Raw genomic sequence first — 21,247 nt, forward strand, 5'->3', positions numbered from 1 at the left:
CCAACCCACGGGACGCAATCGTACAGACGGGGCAGAGGCCCTTCCCGACGAACGGAAAGGGCCTCTGACCTGCGGTGGAGCCAAGGGGACTCGAACCCCTAACCCCCTGCTTGCAAAGCAGGTGCGCTACCAATTGCGCCATGGCCCCTCGGTGACGCGGGCGCCACGCGGGTGATTCAGTTCGAGCTGTTGGGGGTGGTCGCGGGCAGGTCGGTCCCGCTCACCCCACCACCGTTGGTGGCCTCGGCCCACAGTCGCTGGTCGGCGCCCTGGGCGTCGAGCTTTTTCTTCACGATGCCGGCGGTGAGCGCGGTCAACGCGACGACGAGGATCTTCTTCACGCAAGCCACCTCAGCGGTCGATGATCGGATGGTGGGCCTAAGAGGACTTGAACCTCTGGCCTCTTCCTTATCAGGGAAGCGCTCTAACCGTCTGAGCTATAGGCCCGTCGCCGATCCGGCGGCGCCACCTTCACGGCGGCGCGAGAGACGAGGTTACCCCACCGTCCCGTCTACGAACAAAACGGTATGCCGCCCACGCAAGTGCGCGGACGGCATACCGGATGTGGGTGGTTCGGTCAGTCGTCGGTGAGGGTCAGCTGGAGGCCGCCGACGAGGCTGCTCGACACGTTGTAGAGGAAGGCCGCGAGGGTCGCGAGCGCCGTCATGAGGATGACGTCGATGACGCCGACGACGATCGCGAGCGAGACGACCCGGCCGAAGCCGAGGAAGTCCATGATGTCGAAGGTGTTCTCGCCGTCCTGGATGATCTGGCCGACGAGGCCGTTGACCTGGTCGAAGACGCCCATGCCGGCGAGGATCATCCACAGCACGGAGACCATGACGACGCCGGCGATGCCCAGGGCCACCGACAGCAGGAACGACATCTTCATCGCCGACCACGGGTCGACCCGCGAGACGGTGAGCCGGACGCGACGGCCGCGGGGGGACGGAGCCGACGCTGGTGCCTGCGCGGACGGGGCCGGCGTGCTGGCGCGATGGGTGTCGGACTCCGACCTCGCCATCGACCGGGTGGGCTCAGGGGACGAAGAGCTCGACGCCGAACGCATCGAGGTCCCTGCCTGGTCTGCCGTGCTCACTCGCCGTCTCCGTCACGCTCGTCGTCGCCAGCGGCGCCGTCCTGGGGTTCCGACGGTACGCCATCGGTTGTGCCGAGGTCATCCTCCGCACCTGTGACCGCGGACGTGTCGTCCGGGTCCGGTCCGTCGGGGCCGGCGGCCTCGACCGCCGTCTCGAGGGGCGCGTCGACGGGGGTGCCGTCGACCGGGGAGACGCCCTCGGCGTCGGCCTCGGCGACCTCCTCCTCGACGGCCTTCTCGGCGTTGCGGGCCACCCCGACGATCGCGTCGTTCTTGTTGGGCTTGGCGAACCACACACCACCGGTGTTGCGTCCGGTGAGGCGGACCTCGTCGACCCGGGAGCGGACGATGTTGCCGCGCTCGAACACGACCATGACCTCGTCGTCCTCGTCGACGGTGAGGGCGCCGACGAGGTCGCCGCCCTTCTCGGTCTGCTTGGCGACGGTGACACCGAGGATCGCGCGACCCTTGACGTTCCACTGCGAGGCCTTGGAGCGCTTGGCCATGCCCGTCTCGAAGACGACGAAGACGTCGGGGTCGGTGCCGTCGTCGATGACCGACATCGCGAGGAGCGAGTCGTCGCCGCGGAACTTCATGCCGGTGACACCGGAGGTCGAGCGACCCATGGGCCGCAGCGTCGCGTCGTCGGCGTGGAAGCGGACCGACTGGCCCGTGCGGGAGACGAGCAGCAGGTCGTCGGCGGAGGACGTCAGCCCGGCACCGACGAGCTCGTCGCCGTCGCGCAGGTTGACGGCGATGAGGCCGCCCGAGCGGGGCGAGTCGTACTCGGAGAGGCGGGTCTTCTTGACGAGCCCGTTCCGGGTGGCGAGCACGAGGTAGGGCGTCTGCTGGTAGTCCTTGAGCGCCAGCACCTGGGCGATCTGCTCGTCGGGCTGGAACGCCATGATGTTGGCGACGTGCTGGCCCTTGGCGTCACGGCTCGCGTCGGGCAGCTCGTACGCCTTGGCCCGGTAGACCCGGCCCAGGTTGGTGAAGAACAGCAGCCAGTGGTGCGAGGTCGTCGTGAAGAAGTGCGCGACCACGTCCTCGCCGCGCAGGGACGCGCCCTTGACACCCTTGCCGCCGCGCTTCTGCGAGCGGTAGGCGTCGACCTTGGTCCGCTTGGCGTACCCGCCCCGGGTGATCGTCACGACGACGTCCTCCTCGGGGATGAGGTCCTCCATCGACATGTCGCCGTCGAAGCCGTGGATGACGGTGCGGCGTTCGTCGCCGAACTTCTCCACGATCCCCGCGAGCTCCTCGGAGATGATGCTCCGCTGGCGGTCGGGCTTGGCGAGGATGTCCTCGTAGTCCTCGATCTCGCGCTGGATCGAGTCGTGCTCGTCGATGATCTTCTGGCGCTCCAGGGCCGCGAGGCGGCGCAGCTGGAGCTCGAGGATCGCGCGGGCCTGGATCTCGTCGATCTCGAGGAGCTCGATGAGCCCGTCACGGGCCGCCTCCGCGGTCGGGGAGCGGCGGATGAGGGCGATGACCTCGTCGAGCAGGTCGAGCGCCTTGAGCAGCCCGCGCAGGATGTGGATGCGGTCCTCGGCCTCCTTGAGGAGGAAGGCCGTGCGGCGCTGGATGACGTCGATCTGGTGGTCCACCCAGTAGCGGATGAACGAGTCGATCGGCAGGGTGCGCGGCACGCCGTCGACGAGCGCGAGCATGTTCGCGCCGAAGGAGGTCTGCAGCTGGGTGTGCTTGTAGAGGTTGTTGAGCACGACCTTGGCGATCGCGTCGCGGCGCAGCACGATGACGAGGCGCTGGCCGGTGCGGCCGGAGGTCTCGTCACGGATGTCGGCGATGCCGTGGAGGCGGCCGTCCTTGACGTGCTCGGCGATCTTCTGGGCGAGGCTGTCAGGGTTGACCTGGTAGGGGAGCTCGGTGATGACGAGGCACTGACGGCCCTGGATCTCCTCGACCTCGACGACCGCGCGCATGATGATCGAGCCGCGGCCCGTGCGGTAGGCGTCGTCGATGCCCTTGCGGCCCATGATGAGCGCGCCGGTGGGGAAGTCCGGCCCGTGCACCCGCGACATGACGGCCTCCAGGGCCTCCTCGCGCGACGCGTCCGGGTTCTCGAGCTGCCACTGCGCGGCCGCGGCCACCTCACGCAGGTTGTGCGGGGGGATCTGCGTGGCCATGCCGACCGCGATGCCGGACGAGCCGTTGACGAGCAGGTTGGGGAAGCGCGCCGGCAGGACCGTCGGCTCCAACGTCTTGCCGTCGTAGTTCGGGGCGAAGTCGACGGTCTTCTTGTCGATGTCGCGGACGAGCTCCATCGACAGCGGCGCCATGCGGCACTCGGTGTAGCGGGGGGCGGCGGCGGGGTCGTCGCCCGGGCTGCCGAAGTTGCCCTGGCCCTGCACGAGCGGGTAGCGCAGCGACCAGTCCTGGACGAGCCGCACGAGGGCGTCGTAGATCGCGCTGTCGCCGTGCGGGTGGTACTGGCCCATGACGTCACCGACGACGCGGCTGCACTTGTTGAAGCCGCGGTCGGGCCGGTAGCCACCGTCGTACATGGCGTAGACCACGCGGCGGTGCACGGGCTTGAGCCCGTCGCGCACGTCCGGCAGCGCGCGGCTGACGATGACGCTCATCGCGTACTCGATGTAGGAGCGCTGCATCTCCGTGTTGAGGTCGACCGGCTCGATCCGGTCGGTCTCGCCCGGGGAGCGGTCGGGCGCCACGGAACCCTGCTCGCCCGGGTCCTCCACGTCGAGGTCGTCCATGCCGTCGATGTCGTCAGCCATCAGTTCCCTTGTCTCTCAGTGCAGGTCAAAGCAGTGGGCGCGCGGCGAGCGGCGCGCTGGTGTCCGCAATGTTGGTCGGCTTCCCGGCCAACATTGCGGACGCTGTGGGGTGCCGCCCGGCTGCGTCCGCAGCAGTGGTCGAGATCTCGACCAGGGTTGCGGACGCAGGCGTGAGGGGGGCGGACGGCATACGCATGCCGGTCAGATGTCCAGGAAGCGCACGTCGCGCGCGTTGCGCTGGATGAACGAGCGGCGCGACTCGACGTCCTCGCCCATGAGGACCGAGAAGATCTCGTCGGCGGCGGCCGCGTCGTCGAGCGTGATCTGGAGCAGGACCCGGGTGTCGGGGTTCATCGTGGTCTCCCACAGCTCCTGGTAGTCCATCTCGCCGAGACCCTTGTAGCGCTGGATCCCGTTCTCCTTGGGCATGCGCCGGCCGCGGCTCTGGCCCTCGGCGACGAGCGCGTCCCGCTCGCGGTCGGTGAACGCGAACTCGTGCGCCGCGTTGCTCCACTTGATGCGGTAGAGCGGGGGCTGCGCGAGGTAGACGTAGCCGGCCTCGATGAGCGGCTTCATGAACCGGAAGAGCAGCGTCAGCAGCAGCGTGCGGATGTGCATGCCGTCGACGTCGGCATCGGCCATGATGACGATCTTGTGGTAGCGGGCCTTCTCGATCGTGAAGTCCTCGCCGATGCCGGTGCCGAACGCCGAGATGAGCGCCTGGACCTCCTGGTTGCCCAGGGCCCGGTCGAGACGGGCGCGCTCGACGTTGAGGATCTTGCCGCGGATCGGGAGGATCGCCTGGTTGTACGGGTTGCGGCCGCGCACGGCCGAGCCGCCGGCGGAGTCGCCCTCGACGATGTAGACCTCGGAGACCGCCGGGTCCTTGGCCTGACAGTCGCGCAGCTTGCCCGGCAGGCCCCCGGACTCGAGGACGCGCTTGCGGGTGGCCTCGCGGGCCTTGCGGGCGGCGAGGCGCGCGGTCGCGGCCTGGATCGCCTTGCGGACGATGTCGCGGCCCTCGGCGGGGTGGCGCTCGAGCCAGTCGCCGAACGAGTCGGTCATCGCGCGCTGGACGAAGCCCTTGACCTCGGAGTTGCCGAGCTTGGTCTTGGTCTGGCCCTCGAACTGCGGCTCGCCGAGCTTGACGCTGATGACGGCGGTGAGGCCCTCGCGGACGTCGTCGCCGGTGAGGTTCTCGTCCTTGTCCTTGAGCTGGTTCTGCTCGCGGGCGAAGTCGTTGATCATCCTCGTGAGCGCGGAGCGGAAGCCCTCCTCGTGGGTGCCGCCCTCGTGGGTGTTGATCGTGTTGGCGTAGGTGTGGACCGACTCGCTGTAGGAGCCCGTCCACTGCATGGCGAGCTCGAGGCTGAGCTCGCGCTCCTGGTCCTCCACCTCGATGCTGATGATCTCGGGGTGCACGGGCTCGGACTTCTTGCTCGACACGAGGTGGGTGACGTAGTCGACGAGGCCGTTGTCGTAGCGGTAGGAGACCTTGCGCTGACGACTCTCGTTGCCCTCGACCGCGTCGGACTCGGCGTCCTCGGGGGTCTCCTGGACGCGCTCGTCGACGAGGTTGATCGTCAGGCCCTTGTTGAGGAAGGCCATCTGCTGGAAGCGGGCCCGGATCGTCTCGTAGTCGTAGTCGACGGTCTCGAAGATCTGGTCGTCGGCCCAGTACGTGATGGTGGTGCCGGTCTCGTCGGTCTCGCCGACCTTCTCGAGCGGGGCGATGCGCTCGCCGTGGTCGAACTCGATGCGCCACACGTGCCCCAGCTGGCGGACCTCGGCGATGAGCCGGGTGGCGAGGGCGTTGACGACGGAGGAGCCGACCCCGTGGAGGCCACCGGACACCTTGTAGCCGCCGCCACCGAACTTGCCGCCGGCGTGGAGCTGGGTGAGCACGAGCTCGACGGTGGAGACGCCGTAGGCCTCGTTCATGCCCGTCGGGATGCCTCGGCCGTTGTCGGCGACGCGGACGCCGCCGTCCTCGAGGAGGGTGACGTCGATCGTGTCGGCGTGGCCGGCGAGCGACTCGTCGACGGAGTTGTCGACGATCTCCCAGACGAGGTGGTGCAGGCCGCGCTCACCGGTGGACCCGATGTACATGCCGGGGCGCTTGCGGACCGCCTCGAGACCCTCGAGCACGGTGATCGCCGAGGCGTCGTATGCCGCGTCCTCGGCGACCGCGGACGACTGCCGTCCCGGGGTGGTCGTGCGTCCCGTCGGGTCCGGGGTGGGCGCAGGCGCCGCTGTGGGCGCCACTGCGGGTGCGGGGCCGGTGCCGTCGGACGTCGTCACCGACGTCGCCTCGGGTGCCTCGGGTGTCTCGATGCTGTTGTCCTCGGGCGTGCTGGGCACGGTGCTCCTTCAGCTGGTCTGGCTCATGCCGCGCGCCCGGGGCGCAAATGCACCCTGGGCGCGACGTTCACCCCGAAGTTTACCCGTCAGGACCGTCAGCGCACGCCAGTGGAGGCCCGTGAAGGCGGTTTCTTCGACGGATGAGACCGGTTTCCGACCCGGCATACGGCCCCCACCCCTCTGAGGCCGTCTGAGGCGCGTTCTCGAGCAGGCCGACCAGGGCCCAGCGGGGGCGAGAGTGGGCTCAGCGACCGGTCGTGAAGAAGGTCCAGGTGCCGTCCCCGGCGATCCCGACGCGGTAGCCGGTGTAGCCGCCGTCGTCCTGACGCATCTTGGTCGCGGCCGCCCGGGTGACGAGGCCCGCGGAGACGACGACGTCCCACTCGGCGTCGGTCTGGGCGAACTGCTCCGAGAAGACGCGCGGCTGGATCGTCCCGTCGAACGTCTCGGTCGGCGGCAGGGTGAGCAGGGTCGCGAGGGCGACGAAGTTCTGTGGGGTGCGCGCGGTGAAGATCGCCGCGGGCGCCTGGTCGCCGGCGAGCCCGGTCGTGTCGGCCTTGGCCATCGCGACGAGGGTGGCGGCGTCGCAGGCCTTGGCCGCGGCGTGCACCTTCTTGGCGGTGGCGGCGGCGGCGCTGGTCATGCCGCTGGTGTTGGGGGCGCCGGCCTTCGACGCGGGGCAGCTCGTCCGGGTGGGCGACGGCGTCGCCGAGGGGGCGCGCGTGGCGGTCACGGACGGGCTCGCGGTCGGCGTCGGGGTCACCGAGGGGGTGGCGCTCGGCGTCGTCGTGACGGTCGGGGTGGCGCTGGGGGTCTCGCTCGGGGTGGGGGTCTCCGACGGCGAGGCGCTCGGGGCCGTCGTGCGCGACGGCGCCGCGGTCGGCTCGTCGTCCGAGCACGCGCCGAGCGCGAGGACGGCGACGAGCATCGGCGCGGCCATGCGGAGGGTGCGGCGGGCGGACAGGAGGGAACCCCGGGTCGTCATGGAGGTCACTGTAACGGGAGTGACTGGTGTGACTAGTTCGCCACGCGGCGGACGGGCTGGGCGGCGGCCGTGCGTTCCACCACATCGCGCACCACGGTGGGCAGGGCGACCGTGTGTCGTCCGTCGCGGTCGACGTAGACCTGAGCCCACAGCCCGTGGGCGGCGATCGCGTCGCTCCCCTCGGCGAAGAGCCCGAAGGCGAAGGTCACGCTCTTGGTCCCCACCCGCTCGACCCGGACGCCGACGTCGATCGGCTGCGGGTAGGCCAGCTCGGAGTAGAACCGGCACGAGGACTCGGCGACGACACCCATCGCCTCCGAGACCGTCTCGTCGATGCCGGTCTCCCGGATGAGCCAGGCGTTGAGGACGGAGTCGAACAGCTCGTAGTAGACGGCGTTGTTGAGGTGGCCGTACATGTCGTTGTCGGACCACCGCGTCGAGACCCGCTGGATCTCGGGGAAGTCCGAGCGCTCGAGGGTGCGGGGGTCGGGCTCGTCCGAGGTCATGCCGCTCAGGCTAGCCGCGCACCTGATCTGGCTTGCGAGCCGAGCGTCTCGTTGCGTCTGCGCCAACGGCTGCTGGAGCGACCACTGACGCAGACGCAACGAGGGGGGTTGCCGGGGGTGGGCCGGGGGGCGCGGGGGTCAGAAGGCGGGGAGTACCGAGCCGTCGGCCCAGGTCTTCGTGAGGTAGGCCTTGACCTCGGGGGAGTGGAGCAGCTCGTCGAGCTTCTTCAGCGCCGGGTTGGACTCGTCCGCGGCCTGCACCGCGAGGAAGTTGGCGTACGGGTTGCCGTCCGCCTCCTCGACGAGGATCGCGTCCTTGGACGGCGACAGGTCGGCCTCGAGCGCGTAGTTGCCGTTGATGACGGCGACGTCGAGGTCGTCGAGCGAGCGCACGAGCTGGGCCGGGTCGGTCTCGACGAACTTGAGCTTCTTGGTGTTCTCGTCGACGTCGTAGATCGTCGCGTTGGTCGCGTCCTTGCCGGCCTTGAGCGTGATGACGCCCGCCTTGGCGAGGAGCTCGAGCGCCCGGCCCTGGTTGGACGGGTCGTTGTTGATGCCGACCTGGGCGCCCTCCGGGAGCGCGGCGACGTCGCTCACCTTCTTCGAGTACAGCGCGAACGGCTCGATGTGCACGCCCTCGTAGTGCGCGAACTCGTAGCCCCGGTCCTTCACCTGCGCCTCGTAGTAGGGCAGGTGCTGGTAGTAGTTCGCGTCGAGGGTGCCCTCGGCGAGCTGGACGTTGGGCTGGACGTAGTCGTCGAAGGACTTGATCTCGAGGTCGAGCCCTGCCTCGGCGGCGAGCTCCTTGTCGACGAACTCGAGGATCTTGGCGTGCGGCGTGGGCGAGGCCCCGATGACGAGCGTGGTGACGCCCTGGTCATCGGCCTCGGGGGCACTGCTGTCGCCACCTCCGGCGCCGCAGGCCGTGAGGCTCGCGGCGACGAGGAACGAGGCTCCGGCGGCGAGGCCACGACGAGGGAAGGAGGGCATGGGGATTCCTTTCGGTATGCCGGCCGGTCGGCCGACGGGGGTACGCCGGGGTGAGCGGCGGATCACGGGGCCGACGACACTGTCGGGAGCGGACGGCATACGCCGTCCGGAGGTTCAGCGGTGGTCGACGGCGCGCGCGACGCGGTCGCCGGTCACCTGGACGAGCTGCACGACGACGACGAGCAGCACGACGGCCGCGATCATCACGTCGGTCTGGAACCGGTTGTAGCCGTAGGACATCGCGGTGGCACCGAGGCCACCACCACCCACGGCGCCGGCCATGGCGCTGTAGCCGATGAGCGCGATGACGGTCGTGGTGAGCCCGGCGACGATGCCGGGCAGGGCCTCGGGCAGGAGGACCTTGCGGGTGACGTCCCAGCGGGTGGCGCCCATCATCGTGGCGGCCTCGACCTTGCCGGACGACACCTCACGCAGCGAGGTCTCGACGAGCCGCGCGAAGAACGGCACGGCGCCGATGGTCAGCGGCACGATCATCGCCCGCCAGCCGACGGTCGTCCCCGCGACGAAGCGGGTAAACGGGATGATCGCGATCATCAGGATGAGGAAGGGCAGCGAGCGACCGAGGTTGACGACTCCCCCGAGCACGCGGTTGAGGCCGGGGCGGGGGGCGATGCCTCCCGGGGAGCTGTTGTGGAGCAGCACCCCGACGACGACGCCGAGCAAGGCGGTGATCGCCGCCGACCCGACGGTCATGGCCAGGGTCTCCGCGAGCGCGACCGGCAGCCCCTCGGTGATGACGGGGTTGTCGAGCCATTCGGCCTCGGTCCTCATGCCGCCACCTCCGGGTGCAGGTTGGCGCCGTCGAGGACCTTGTGGGCGCTCGCGACCTGGCTGGGGTCGGCGAGCTCGACGAGGAGGCGCCCGACCCGGCGGCCGGCGATGGTCTCGACGGTCGCGGCGGCCACGTCGGACTCGATGCCCTCGCGGCGGAGCAGGGCGAGGATGCCGTCGATGGTGCCGACCGTCGCGTCCGGGTGCCCGAGGGCGACCTGGAGGCGGGTGAGGCCGTCCGCCGCGGGTTCGACGAGGGGGATGAGCTCGCGGTGCAGGCGGTTGGACGGGTCGGAGATGAGCGCGCCGAGGCGGCCCTGCTCGATCACGGCGCCGTCGCCGAGCAGCGTCACGGCATCGCAGACCTCGCGCACGACCGACGGCTCGTGGGTGATGATGACGACGGTGATGCCGAGCCGGTCACGCAGCTCGCGGAGCAGGCCGAGGATCGACCCGGTGGTGGCGGCGTCGAGGGCCGACGTCGGCTCGTCGCACAGGAGGATCTCGGGGTCCGCGGCCAGGGCACGGGCGATCCCGACGCGCTGTTGCTGGCCCCCGGAGAGCTGGCCGGGGTGGTTCCGGGCCCGGTCGGACAGGCCGACGAGGTCGAGGAGCTCGGTGACGCGGGCGTCGATGCGGGCCTTCTCCCAGCCGGCGATCTCGAGCGGCAGGGCGACGTTGTCGGCCGCGGTGCGGGAGTCGAGCAGGTTGGCGTGCTGGTAGACGACGCCGAAGCGCCTCCGCGCCGCCCGGAGCTGGTCACCGCGCAGGACGGTGATGTCCTCGCCGGCGACGACGACCTCGCCCGAGGTCGGGCGCTCGAGCCCGGTGAGGCAGCGGATCAGCGTCGACTTGCCGGCGCCGGAGCGTCCGACGATGCCGTGGATCTCGCCCCGGGGGACGGTGAGGGAGACCCGGTCGAGCGCCGTGACGGTGCCGCTGCGGGACTCGAAGGTCTTGGTGAGGTCCCTGACGGCCAGCGCCGGGGATGCTGATGAATCGTCAACCACACTTTCATAATCAAGGGTTATCCGTCACATAAGCAAATCGGTCCCACGCGCTGGTCCGGGTGGGGCCGGCATACCGCTTGCGTCCGCAGGAGTGGTCGGGTTCTCGACCAAGGTTGCGGACGCTGCCCGGGCCCGGTCGGCTTGCGTCTGCGCGGATGGTGAGGTTTCTGACCATCCACGCAGACGCTGCCAGCACCGGTCGGCTTGTGTCCGCAGGAGTGGTCGGGTTCGCGACCAAGGTTGCGGACGCTGGGGTATGCCGCCCGCTCGCCGCGGGGTCAGCCAGCAGCCGCCGGCGTGGGCGGGGACGTCGCGGGGGAGGCGCCGAGGGTGCGCTCGCCGACGAGGACGCTGGGGATGATGCCGAGCACGATCGACACGAGGACCTCCGTGCCCACCGGGTAGCGGACCGAGTGCGGCTGCCACGACCGGACCGTGCGACCGGAGGCGAGCCGGACGGTGTGCAGGACGAAGGCACCGTGGTACTCGACGTGCGTCACGACGGCCGGCGCCCCGTGCACCCCGGGGCCGGGCAGCTTGAGCGAGACCTCGTGCGGGCGAAGCACGATCTCGGCCTGAGCCGTGTCCCGGCGCACGGTGACGAGGCCGAGCTCGCAGGCGAGACCCTCCTCGACGAGCGACGCGGGCAGGAAGTCGGCGTCGCCCATGAACGACGCGACGAAGCGGCTCACCGGGCGCTCGAAGACCTCGACCGGGGTGCCGAGCTGCTCGATGACGCCCTCGCGCATGACCCCGACCCGGTCGCCGACGGCGAGCGCCTCGGTCTGGTCGTGGGTGACGAGCACGGCCGTGGTGCCGGTGGCGCGCAGGACGTCGACCGTGTCGGCGCGCACCCGCGCCCGCAGGGACTCGTCGAGCGACGAGAACGGCTCGTCCATGAGGACGACCGCGGGCCGGGGGGCGAGCGCCCGGGCGAGCGCCACCCGCTGCTGCTCGCCGCCGGACAGCTCGTGGGGGTAGCGGTCGGCGACGTGCGAGAGGTGGACGAGGTCGAGCACCTCACGCACCCGGGCGTCCTGCTCGGCGCGCGGGCGGTCGGCGAGGCCGAAGCGGATGTTGTCCCCGACGCGCAGGTGCGGGAAGAGGGCGTGCTCCTGGAAGACGAGCCCCACCCGGCGCTGCTCCGGGGGAACCCAGGACGGCCCGGCGACGACCCGGCCGCCCACGGTCACGGCCCCGGAGTCCGGGCGCTCGAGGCCCGCGATGAGCCGCAGGAGGGTCGACTTGCCGCAGCCGGACGGGCCGATGAGCGCAAGGATCTCACCCTGCGGCATCGACAGGTCGAGGTCACAGACGGCGGGGGTGTCCCCGTACGACTTGGTGACCCCGTCGATCCGCAGCGCGTCGGTCATGACGTCACCTGCTGGTGCGGCTCGGCGAGGCGCACCTGCCGCACGAGGAACCACACCGGCACGATAGCGAGCGCGACGATGAGGAGGGCGGGCAGGGCCGCCTGCTCCCAGAAGTTCTCGTTGGCGAGCTCGTAGACCCACACCGAGAGCGTCGTGAAACCGAAGGGTCGCAGCAGCAGCACCAGCGGCAGCTCCTTGACGGCGTCGACGGCGACGAGCACGAGCGCGACGGCGATGCCCGAGCGCGACAGCGGCAGGTGGACCCGGCGCAGCACCCGCATCGGGCTCGCCCCGAGCGAGAAGGCCGAGTTCGTCACCGACGCGGAGATCGTCGCGAAGCTCGCGTCGACCGCCTGGTAGGCCGGTGCAAGGAACCGGACGACGTAGGAGGCGAGGATGCCGAGCACCGAGCCGGTGACCACGAGGCCGGTCCCGCCCGGCACCCCGAGCGCCTCGAGCCAGCCGTCGACCGCGGCGAAGGAGACGAGGACGCCGATCCCGATGACGGCGCCGGGAACGGCATACCCGAAGGTCGTGAGCTGCGCGGCACCCCGGGCGAGGCGACCGCCCGTGACGCGCACCCCGTGGGTGACGAGCAGCGCCAGCCCGACGCAGGCGACCGCGGCGAGCGCGGCCATGACCGCGCTGTTGGTGAGGTTGGTCGCGAAGCGTCCGGTCGAGAGCGAGGAGGAGTCGGCCAGGGTCGCGCTCACCGCCCACCACAGCAGCTGCACGACCGGCAGGAGGAAGCCGGCGGCCAGCACCGAGGCCGCCGCCGCGAACGCCCACCAGCGGGAGGCCCCGGTGAGCACGTGCGGCGCGGCCGGCGGGCGCTGGCCGCCACCGCGGGAGTCGTAGCGGGCGCCGCCGCGCAGGATCCGCTCACCGGCGAGCACCATGACGGCGAAGACGAGGACGAGCACCGAGAGCTGCGCGGCCGACGCGAAGTCGAAGCTGCCCTTCCACGTGAGGTAGACGCCAACCGAGACGGTGCGCACCCCGAAGTACTGGACCGTCGCGAAGTCGGTGAGCGTCTCCATCATGACGACGGCGAGCCCGCCGGCCAGTGCGGGTCGCGCCAGCGGCAGCAGCACCTGCCGGAAGGCCCGCCACGGCGTGGCGCCGAGCATCCGGGCGGCGTCCCAGGTCGCCTGTCCCTGCCCGCGGAAGGCCGCGCGGGACAGCAGGAAGACGTACGGGTACAGCGTCAGCGACAGCACGACCGGCGCACCGAGCCGACCGGCGAGCAGCTCGACGAACGCGGACCCGCCGAAGACGTCGCGCGACGCCCGCGCCGGCCCGCCGGCCGCGCCGAACGTCGAGAGGAAGAGGAAGCCGAGCACGTACGCCGGCATCGCCAGCGGCAGGACGAGCAGCCAGGAGAACGCCCGCCGGCCGGGGAAGTCGTATGCCGTCACGAGCCACGCCAGCCCGACGCCGAGGAGCGCCGTGCCCACCCCCACCCCCGCGAGGAGCAGGACGGTCGTGAGCAGCATCTCGCCGAGGTCACCCGGCCAGGCGGGGCTGCCCACGGAGGCGACCGCGGCGGCGAGCACGGAGAGCACGGGCACCGAGACGACGAGCGCGATGACGACGACGGTCGCCGACCACCAGGGTCGGCCCGTCCCCACGAACCGCGCCCGGGTGCTCGAGCGGGTGCTCGGCCACGTGCTCACGGCGTGCTCACCGCGTGCTCACTGCGGGTCGGTCACTTGTAGCCGGCCTCGGAGAGGACCTTGACGGCCTCGGCGTTCTGCGAGCCGTACGCCTCGGCCGACAGCGGCATGCGGGTGAACTCGCCGAACCCGGCGATGACCGGCTCCGGCTTCACGGACTCGTTGACGGGGTACTCGTGGTTGCCGTCGACGAACGCGCTCTGGCCCTTGGTGGCGAGCCACTCGATGAGCTGCTGCGCCTGGGCGGGGTTGTCGGAGGACCTGACGACGCCTGCCCCCGAGATGTTGACGTGGGTGCCGGCGCCGGACTGCGAGGCCCAGAACGGCTTGACCTTGAGGTCGGCCTTCTTCTCGAGCTCGCGGGCGAGGTAGTAGTGGTTGGTGATGCCGACGTCGCACTGGCCGGCGTCGATCGCCTTGAGCAGCTCGACGTCGTTGGACTTGATGTCGACGCCGTTGGCCACCCAGCCCTTGACGGTGGCGAGCGCCTGGTCGCGGCCGTCGAGGTCGATGAGGCTCGCGACGAGGCTCTGCGTGTAGGCCGAGGTGGAGTCGCGCATGCAGAGGCGGTCCTTCCACTTCGGGTCGGTGAGGCCGGCATACGTGTTCGTCGCGTCGAAGTCGGTCGGCTTCACGGCGTCCGGGTTGTACATCGTCGTGCGGGCACGCATCGCGAGGCCGTACCACTGGTTGCCGCTGTCGCGCAGGTCGGCGGGGACGGCCTCGGTGAGGGTGGTGGAGTCGAGGGGGCGCAGGACGCCCTCCTTGCCGGCGTTCCAGAGGTTGCCGGCGTCGACGGTCATGTAGACGTCGGCCTCGCCGTCGGTCCCCTCGGCCTTGATCCGCTGGAGCAGCTCGGCGTCGTTGCCCGAGATGAACTCGACGCTGATCCCGGTCTCGTCCTGGAAGTCCTTGAACGCGCCCTCGAGGTCGTAGTGGCGCGCGGAGTAGATCTGCAGGTCGGCGGTGCTGCCACCGATGCCGAGGACGCCGCACCCCGCGAGGGGCAGGACGGTCGCCGTGGCGACGAGGCCGGCGGTGAGGACGCGAGCGGTGCGGGGCACAGGGACTCCTGGTCTGGTCGGCGTACCCCACCATTCAAGCGGAGTTAGGTAAGCCTGACCAAATCCCAGTACCATCGATCGCTGTGACGGCCCCCGCCCTGCCCCGGCACCGCGTCGCCCTCGTCGGGCGGCTGCGGTCGTTCGGTGGCGCCACCGCCCTGTCCTGGGCGGGCTCCGCGGGGCTCGAGACGATGACGTATGCCGCCCTGGCCGACCGCGTCGACTCCCGCCGGGCCGCTTTGGGGTCGGCTCCACGGCTCGTGCTCCTCGAGGCGGCCAACGACCTCGAGACCGTGACGACGCTGCTCGCGGCCCTGGCCGGTGGGCACCCGGTCCTCGTCACCTCGCCGGGCTCGGACGGTCTCGTCGCGGCCTACGACCCGGACGTCGTGGCGCGCGGCGCCGAGCTCACGGAGCGACGGACGGTGAGCGCGCACGCGTTCCACCCCGACCTCGCCCTGCTCCTCTCGACGTCGGGCTCGACCGGGTCGCCCAAGCTCGTCCGGCTCAGCGCGGCCAACCTCGACTGCAACGCGGGCCAGATCGCCGACGCGCTGGCCCTCGGGCCGGACGACGTCGCGGCGACGACACTGCCGCTGCAGTACTGCTACGGCCTGTCGGTCCTCCTCAGCCACCTGTCGGTCGGCGCCGGGGTGCTGCTCACCGACCTGTCCGTCGTCGACGCCTGCTTCTGGGAGGCGTTCGGCGCCGCCGGGGGGACGACGCTGGCCGGGGTGCCCTACACGTTCGACCTGCTCGACGCCGTCGGGTTCGCGTCGATGGACCTGCCCTCGCTCCGGCTCCTCACCCAGGCCGGCGGGCGGATGGACCCCGCGACCGTGCGGCGCTGGGCCGCGCTCGGCGAGGAGCGCGGTTTCGAGCTGTGCGTGATGTACGGCCAGACCGAGGCGACGGCCCGCATGGCGACCCTGCCGCCGCGGCTGGCGGGCACGCACCCCTCGTCGGTCGGGGTCGCCGTGCGCGGCGGTCACTTCCGGATCGAGCCGCTGTCACCCTCCGAGGACGCTGCCCCGGGCGTCGGCGAGCTCGTCTACACGGGCGGCAACGTCATGATGGGCTACGCCGAGTCGCCCGCCGACCTGGCGCGCGGTACCGAGCTGCACGAGCTCCGGACCGGAGACCTCGCCCGGTTCGACGCCGACGGGCTCGTCGAGATCGTCGGCCGCCGCACCCGGGTCGCCAAGGTCTGCGGCCTGCGGATCGACCTCGACCGGGTCGAGACCGACCTCGCGGACGACGGCCACACGGCATACGTCCTGGACGGTGGGGACCGCCTGCTCGTCGCGCTCGTGGCCGTCGACGACGCCGTCCCGGACCGCGTCCGCCGTGCGGTGAGCGAGCGGTATGCCGTCCCGCGCTCCGCCGTGGCCGTGCTCGCGCTCGACGCGGCCCCCCGCACCGTGTCGGGCAAGGTCGACCGCCCCACCCTCGCCGCCCAGTTCGCCGCGCCGCCGCCGACTCACGCCCCGGCCCCGGCCCCGGCTTCCCAGCGTCTGCGCGGATGGTCAGAAACCTCACCATCGACGCAGACGCAAGCGGGGGGTGCGGGCGCGGGGGGTGCGGGCGCGGGGGGTGCGGTGGACGAGGTGCGGGCGCTCTACGCGGTCGTCCTCGACCGGCCGGACGCCACCGTCGACGACTCGTTCGTCAGCCTGCGCGGCGACTCGCTGTCCTACGTGGAGATGTCGGTGCGGCTCGAAGGGTTGCTCGGGACGCTGCCCCCGTCGTGGCAGGTCCGCTCGGTCGCCGAGCTCGTGCGCCAGGCGCAGCCGCAGGGCGTCCCGGTCGAGGCCGAGCCGGGACCGGTGCGGCGCTGGCTGCGCGGGCGGGTCGTCGAGACCTCGGTGCTGCTGCGCGCCCTCGCGATCGCGGTCATCGTGCTCACCCACGCGGGCGTCCTCGAGGCCCGGGGTGGGGCTCACGTGCTGCTCGCCGTCGCCGGCTACGCGTTCGCGCGCTTCCAGCTCGCCGGTGCGCGTCGCAGCGACCGCGTCGCCCACGTCCTCGAGTCGCTGACCCGGATCGCCGTGCCCAGCGCCGTGTGGATCGGCCTGCTCGTCCTCATCGACGAGCGCTACACCGGGTGGAACGCCGCCCTGCTCACCTCGGTCCTCGGCGACGACGTCGACGCGCAGTGGCGCTACTGGTTCGTCGAGGTGCTCGTGCACCTGCTCGCCGGGGTCGCGGTGCTGCTGAGCGTGCCGGCCCTCGACCGGCTCGAGCGCGCCCGGCCCTTCGCGGTGCCGGTCGGCCTGGCGCTGCTCGGGCTCGTGTTCCGGTTCGGGCTCGTCGACGTCGGCTCGCACCACGTCAACGGACGGCCCGCCGCGGTGCTCTGGCTGTTCGCCCTGGGGTGGGCGATGGCCCGCGCGGACGCGCGGTGGCAGCGGTGGCTGCTCACGGCATACGTCGCCGTGGTGGTGCCCGGCATCTTCGGTGACCCGACCCGCGAGCTCACCATCGCCGTGGGACTGCTCGTCCTGCTGTGGGTGCGTTCCGTGCGGGTGCCGGCGTTCCTCGTGCCGGTGCTCGTGCCGCTCGCGTCCGCGTCGCTGTTCATCTACCTCGTGCAGTGGGAGGTGCTGGGCCGCGTCGGCTACTCGCTGCTCGGCGCCGTGGCGGCGGTCGTCGCGGGCTGGATCGTGTGGCGCGGGTCGACCCCGCTCGTCGAGCCGGTCGCGCGGTGGGTCGGTCGCCGGGTGTCGCGACGGATGGGGACGCCGGCGCGCTCGGGCTCCGGCGCGACGCTCAGCTGAGGATGTCCTGCCGGCGGAAGCGCCGGTAGCCGAGCCCGACGAAGAGCACCGTGTAGAGGACCGACCACAGCGCGCCGTGACGAAGGTCGGTCCAGTCCACCGGGCCGGAGACGAGCAGGTCGAGCCACGCCCGGGAGTAGTGCGCCGGCAGCGCCTTGCGCCAGTCGCCGAGGGCGTCGATCGAGTCGAGGATGCCCGAGACGATGAGCAGGATGAGCGCGCCGCCCACCGCGGCGAGCGGGGTCTGGCTCCGGACGCCCACCCAGAACGAGAAGGCACCGATCGGCGCGATCATGACGAGGACGTAGCCAACCGCGAGCGCCATGCGGGGCAGCCACTCGCCCCAGGGCAGTTCGCCACCGCCGAGGATGCTGAACGGCTCGGTGCCGTAGGCGAGGGTGCCGACGAGGAAGGCCCACGCGGGGAGGGTGACGACGAGCGCCGCGGTCGAGAGGAACCCGATGACGAGCTTGCTCGTGAGCAGGCGCGCCCGGGTGACCGGCGCCGTGAGCAGGTAGCGCAGCGACGCCCAGGACGCCTCGGCCGGGACCGGGTCGCCGGCGAAGAGCGCGGCGACGATGAAGAGGAGCAGCTCGGCCGAGACGAAGAAGGCGAACACGGTGAAGTTCGGGCCGCCACCGGTCGCGAGGTCGACGAGCCGGACGGTGGGGTCGCCGGATCGGCCGGGGTCGTCGTCGAGGGAGAACGCCGCGACGAGGATGAGCGGCAGCGCGAAGACGATCCCGATGATCCAGAGCGTGCGACGCCGTCCGAGCTGGCGGCGCAGCTCGGCCCGCCAGGACAGGGGCCGGCTCATCGGGCCCGCACCTGGCGCAGGCGCTCGACGAGCGAGCCGTCCGGGGACCCGTCGGCGGACGGGGCCTGCGAGGACGCGATGACCCCGAGGAAGACCTCCTCGAGGTGGCGCCGGCTGCCGACCCCGACGACCTCGGCGCCGGCGTCGACGACCGCGCGGACGACGGACTCGCGGGGCCGGTCAGAGACGACGGTGAGCGTGGGCTTCGACGGGTCGTCGATGACCTCGAGCGACCGGGTGCCCTCGGCGCCCTCGAGGGCCGCCCGGGCGGGGCCGAGCGAGGCGAGGGAGGCCAGTTCGAAGACGGTGGTGTCCTCGCTCGAGAGGAGCTCGGCGACCGGCCCGGCGGTGACGACCCGCCCGGCGTTCATGACGACGACGTGGCTGCAGGTCAGCTCGACCTCGGCGAGGAGGTGGCTGGAGACGACGACCGTGCGTCCGGACGCGGCGTAGGACTGGAGGATCGGGCGCATCGCCGCGATCTGGGGCGGGTCGAGTCCGTTCGTCGGCTCGTCGAGGAAGAGCACCTCGGGCCGGCCGAGCATCGCCTGGGCGATGCCGAGTCGCTGTTTCATGCCGTGGCTGTAGGTGCGCACCGGACGGTCGAGGGCGCCACCGAGCGCGGCGACGCCGAGGGCGTCGTCCATGCCGGCCTCGGCTGGGGGACGGCCGGTGGCGGCCCAGTACGCCTGGAGGTTCTGCCGGCCCGTGAGGTGGGGCAGGAACCCCGGCCCCTCGACGAGAGCTCCCACCCGGCCCAGGACCTCCGAGCCCGGGTGGACCGGTCGGCCCAGGACGTGGACCGTCCCCGAGTCCGGCGTGATGAGGCCGAGCATCATCCGCATCGTCGTCGTCTTGCCGGCCCCGTTCGGACCGAGCAGGCCGACGACCTGGCCCCGCTCCGCGCGCCAGGACACGTCGTCGACGGCCCGGTGGCCGTCGGCATACGTCTTGACGAGCCGGTCGACGACGAGCGGGATGTCGGCGTACTCCTCGCGCACGTGCTCCCGGTGCCGGCGTCGGCTCCGCAGCAGCGCCGACCCGCCGATCCCGCCGAGCAGGGCGAGGATGCCGCCGGCGAGGGCGATCGACTCGGTGTCCCGCTCGGTCGTCGACGGGAGGATGCGGCCGTCCGCCGTGGGGACGGTGAGGGTGGGGGTGGCGAGGGTGATGCGGTCGGCACGCGCCTGCCGGGGGGTGGTGAACGCCGTGTCGGTCGTCGTGACGAGCACGCGCCACCGGCTCCCCGCGGCCATCGACCAGACCGACGCGGGGAGGTCGACGGTGACGTCCGTGGCGCGACCGGGAGTCAGCGCCACCCGGACCGGGGCGGTGAGGGAGCGCTGCTGGACCGCGTCGGTGCCCTCCACCCGCCAGAGCGAGACGAAGAGCGTCGCCTCCTCGCCGGTGGACGTCACCCGGAGCCGCACGCTCGGGGTGCCCACGACCGTGAGGGAGCGTTCGAGGACGGCGCTGTCGAAAGCCGTCGACATGCCGGGGAGGGCGGCGAGCCGGTAGGTCGGCAGCTCGAGCGAGCCGAGCCCGGGGAGGGAGGTCATCGAGCTGGGCTGGCCGCCCGGGGGCGTGAGGAGGGCGGCCGGCTCGGCGGGGGCGCGCAGCGGCACCTGGCGAGGGGTGCCCCGCAGCCCGGGGTACGCGTCGAGGGTCGCCACCGGGGCGGTGTCGCTGCGCCGGGGGACCGGCAGCGAGTAGGTGAAGGCCGGGACGGGGAGCGGGTCGGTCCGGCTGCCGGCGAGGTACGTGCGCAGCCAGGTCCGTGCGGCGCCCTCGTCGAGGCCGGGGTTGGAGGAGGCGCCGTCGTGCCCGCCGTCGGTCCAGCGCACGGCGTGGCGGGTCCCCGCGGCGGCCAGGCCGGCGGCGTTGGCGTCGGCCTGGTCGAGCCCGAAGAGGGTGTCGGCCTCGCCCTGGACGAGGAGGGTGGGCGCGGTGACGGCGCCGATCGTCCCGCGCGGGCTGTTGCGGCGCAGGGTCGCGGTGAGCGCGGCGCTCGGACGGCCGCTCTCGGCCGCGTCCTGGAGCTCGGCGCAGAGCGCCAGCTCGAACCGGCCGCACAGGACCTCCGCCGGCGCCGCCGACTCCCCCACTGATTGCGCATTCCGGCCGGTGGAACCCGACTTATTGCGCATTCCGGTGGCACCGCGGACCGCTGCCGGTTCCGCGGTCTGACCGGAATGCGCAATAAGTCGGACGGCAGCCGGGGCCACCGCGGCGGGGGCGGCCGACGGGCCCGGGGCCGAGGAGGGGGGGGCCATGGCGGCGGGGGCCGTGGTGGTGGCGGACGTCGACGGGGCGCCGGGGAGTGAGCCGACGCTCGCGCCGAAGAAGCGGGCGCCCCACAGCTGCTTGTACGGGCCGGGCGTCGTGCTGCCCGCTGCCGCCTGGGGGAAGAGGGCGCTGGAGAGGTCGTTCCACGTGATGGCGGCGACCGTGGCGTCGACCCGCTGGTCCACCCCCGCGAGCATGAGCGCGAACGCACCACCGTACGAGCCGCCCACGACCGCGACCCGCGGGTCCCCCGCGCCGTCCTGCCTCACCTCGGGACGGGCACCGAGGAGGTCGAGGAGGACCGTGCCGTCGGCGATCTCGTGGTCGGGAGAGTTGAGGTGGATCCGGCCGCCGGAGCGACCGAAGCCGCGGGCCGTGAAGGTGAGGACGACGTGGCCGTCCGCGGCATACTGCCGGGCCTCGCGGTCGACGGACTGCTTGCTGCCACCGAAGCCGTGGGCGAGCAGCACCGCGGGTCGGGGCTCGTCCCCCTCGGGGAGATAGAGGCGGGTGTCGAGCCGCACGGGTGTGCCGTCGGTCTCCGGACCGACGTCGACGAGCTGGTCGGTCGTCCTGACGTCAGCGGCGGTGGTGGCCGAGACCGAGGCGGCGGGCCCCGCGAGGACGGACACCCCGGCGAGGGCGCCGACCACGGTCGCGAGGGCTCGACGACGACGTGCCTGAGCGAGCCGCTGCATGGGCTCATCCTCTCGCGACGACGTCCGGGGGGTCAGTGCTGTGCCTACCGCACACCC

The 21,247-nt window shown here is 72.0% G+C and carries 15 protein-coding genes and 2 tRNA genes; 1 reads left to right on the forward strand and 16 read right to left on the reverse strand.

Annotated elements, in window-relative coordinates; genetic code table 11:
- Positions 1 to 75: 75 nt before the first annotated feature.
- The 14 genes from N801_RS11900 to N801_RS11960 all read right to left on the reverse strand — a co-directional run bounded on the left by N801_RS11900 (position 76) and on the right by N801_RS11960 (position 14,612).
- A tRNA-Ala gene (locus tag N801_RS11900) sits at positions 76 to 148 on the reverse strand.
- Between the two features lie 28 nt (positions 149 to 176).
- Positions 177 to 341 carry a DLW-39 family protein gene (locus tag N801_RS20760; protein WP_156996738.1) on the reverse strand — a complete coding sequence of 55 codons (165 nt, stop codon included), beginning with the start codon at positions 339 to 341 and terminating at the stop codon, positions 177 to 179.
- Between the two features lie 29 nt (positions 342 to 370).
- Positions 371 to 447 (reverse strand) — tRNA-Ile (locus N801_RS11905).
- A 130-nt stretch (positions 448 to 577) separates the two neighbouring features.
- On the reverse strand, positions 578 to 1,024 hold the full coding sequence (locus N801_RS11910) for a DUF3566 domain-containing protein (protein WP_245618416.1): 447 nt from the start codon (positions 1,022 to 1,024) through the stop codon (positions 578 to 580).
- Between the two features lie 71 nt (positions 1,025 to 1,095).
- Positions 1,096 to 3,855 (reverse strand): DNA gyrase subunit A, encoded by a 2,760-nt coding sequence (gene gyrA / locus N801_RS11915; RefSeq protein ID WP_035938047.1) that lies wholly within the window; start codon positions 3,853 to 3,855, stop codon positions 1,096 to 1,098.
- Positions 3,856 to 4,056: 201 nt separating this feature from the next.
- Positions 4,057 to 6,156, reverse strand: coding sequence for a DNA topoisomerase (ATP-hydrolyzing) subunit B (gene gyrB, locus N801_RS11920; RefSeq protein ID WP_084108835.1), 2,100 nt, complete (start codon positions 6,154 to 6,156; stop codon positions 4,057 to 4,059).
- A gap of 304 nt (positions 6,157 to 6,460) precedes the next feature.
- Entirely contained in the window at positions 6,461 to 7,201 is a 741-nt protein-coding gene (locus tag N801_RS11925) for a hypothetical protein (RefSeq protein WP_035938052.1), read from the reverse strand.
- A gap of 32 nt (positions 7,202 to 7,233) precedes the next feature.
- Complete coding sequence (locus N801_RS11930) at positions 7,234 to 7,707, reverse strand: acyl-CoA thioesterase (RefSeq protein WP_035938055.1); 474 nt, start codon at positions 7,705 to 7,707, stop codon at positions 7,234 to 7,236.
- A gap of 138 nt (positions 7,708 to 7,845) precedes the next feature.
- Positions 7,846 to 8,697 (reverse strand): MetQ/NlpA family ABC transporter substrate-binding protein, encoded by an 852-nt coding sequence (locus N801_RS11935; protein ID WP_035938058.1) that lies wholly within the window; start codon positions 8,695 to 8,697, stop codon positions 7,846 to 7,848.
- A gap of 114 nt (positions 8,698 to 8,811) precedes the next feature.
- Positions 8,812 to 9,489 carry a methionine ABC transporter permease gene (locus tag N801_RS11940; protein ID WP_035938060.1) on the reverse strand — a complete coding sequence of 226 codons (678 nt, stop codon included), beginning with the start codon at positions 9,487 to 9,489 and terminating at the stop codon, positions 8,812 to 8,814.
- A complete protein-coding gene (locus tag N801_RS11945) occupies positions 9,486 to 10,499 on the reverse strand; it encodes a methionine ABC transporter ATP-binding protein (RefSeq protein ID WP_035938061.1) in 1,014 nt (337 codons plus the stop codon). The genes N801_RS11940 and N801_RS11945 overlap by 4 nt, the downstream gene beginning before the upstream one ends.
- A gap of 278 nt (positions 10,500 to 10,777) precedes the next feature.
- Entirely contained in the window at positions 10,778 to 11,872 is a 1,095-nt protein-coding gene (locus N801_RS11950; RefSeq protein ID WP_035938064.1) for an ABC transporter ATP-binding protein, read from the reverse strand.
- The gene (locus N801_RS11955) at positions 11,869 to 13,548 is read right to left on the reverse strand and encodes an ABC transporter permease (RefSeq protein ID WP_052112926.1); all 1,680 of its coding nucleotides are present in this window, start codon (positions 13,546 to 13,548) and stop codon (positions 11,869 to 11,871) included. Before N801_RS11955 ends, N801_RS11950 begins: the two co-directional genes overlap by 4 nt.
- Positions 13,549 to 13,580: 32 nt before the next feature.
- Positions 13,581 to 14,612: an extracellular solute-binding protein gene (locus N801_RS11960; RefSeq protein ID WP_052112927.1), complete on the reverse strand. Its 1,032-nt coding sequence runs from the start codon at positions 14,610 to 14,612 to the stop codon at positions 13,581 to 13,583.
- Positions 14,613 to 14,695: 83 nt separating this feature from the next.
- Between N801_RS11960 and N801_RS11965 the strand changes: the two genes are divergently transcribed.
- Positions 14,696 to 17,389 (forward strand): AMP-binding protein, encoded by a 2,694-nt coding sequence (locus N801_RS11965; protein WP_052112928.1) that lies wholly within the window; start codon positions 14,696 to 14,698, stop codon positions 17,387 to 17,389.
- Here N801_RS11965 and N801_RS11970 read toward each other — a convergent pair.
- Both N801_RS11970 and N801_RS11975 read right to left on the reverse strand, forming a co-directional pair.
- A complete protein-coding gene (locus N801_RS11970; protein WP_035938066.1) occupies positions 17,382 to 18,206 on the reverse strand; it encodes an ABC transporter permease in 825 nt (274 codons plus the stop codon). The genes N801_RS11965 and N801_RS11970 overlap by 8 nt on opposite strands.
- Positions 18,203 to 21,190, reverse strand: a complete 2,988-nt coding sequence (locus tag N801_RS11975) for an alpha/beta fold hydrolase (RefSeq protein ID WP_035938069.1) — start codon at positions 21,188 to 21,190, stop codon at positions 18,203 to 18,205. The genes N801_RS11970 and N801_RS11975 overlap by 4 nt, the downstream gene beginning before the upstream one ends.
- Between the last annotated feature and the right edge of the window lie 57 nt (positions 21,191 to 21,247).

The sequence above is a fragment of the Knoellia aerolata DSM 18566 genome, assembly GCF_000768695.1.
Lineage (GTDB): Bacteria > Actinomycetota > Actinomycetes > Actinomycetales > Dermatophilaceae > Knoellia > Knoellia aerolata.

Coding starts and splice junctions, on each gene's coding strand:
- N801_RS11910 (WP_245618416.1), bottom strand. CDS start 1,024: ATGGCGAGGTCGGAGTCCGACACCCATCGCGCCAGCACGCCGGCCCCG.
- gyrA (WP_035938047.1), bottom strand. CDS start 3,855: ATGGCTGACGACATCGACGGCATGGACGACCTCGACGTGGAGGACCCG.
- N801_RS11925 (WP_035938052.1), bottom strand. CDS start 7,201: ATGACGACCCGGGGTTCCCTCCTGTCCGCCCGCCGCACCCTCCGCATG.
- N801_RS11930 (WP_035938055.1), bottom strand. CDS start 7,707: ATGACCTCGGACGAGCCCGACCCCCGCACCCTCGAGCGCTCGGACTTC.
- N801_RS11935 (WP_035938058.1), bottom strand. CDS start 8,697: ATGCCCTCCTTCCCTCGTCGTGGCCTCGCCGCCGGAGCCTCGTTCCTC.
- N801_RS11940 (WP_035938060.1), bottom strand. CDS start 9,489: ATGAGGACCGAGGCCGAATGGCTCGACAACCCCGTCATCACCGAGGGG.
- N801_RS11950 (WP_035938064.1), bottom strand. CDS start 11,872: ATGACCGACGCGCTGCGGATCGACGGGGTCACCAAGTCGTACGGGGAC.
- N801_RS11970 (WP_035938066.1), bottom strand. CDS start 18,206: ATGAGCCGGCCCCTGTCCTGGCGGGCCGAGCTGCGCCGCCAGCTCGGA.
- N801_RS11975 (WP_035938069.1), bottom strand. CDS start 21,190: ATGCAGCGGCTCGCTCAGGCACGTCGTCGTCGAGCCCTCGCGACCGTG.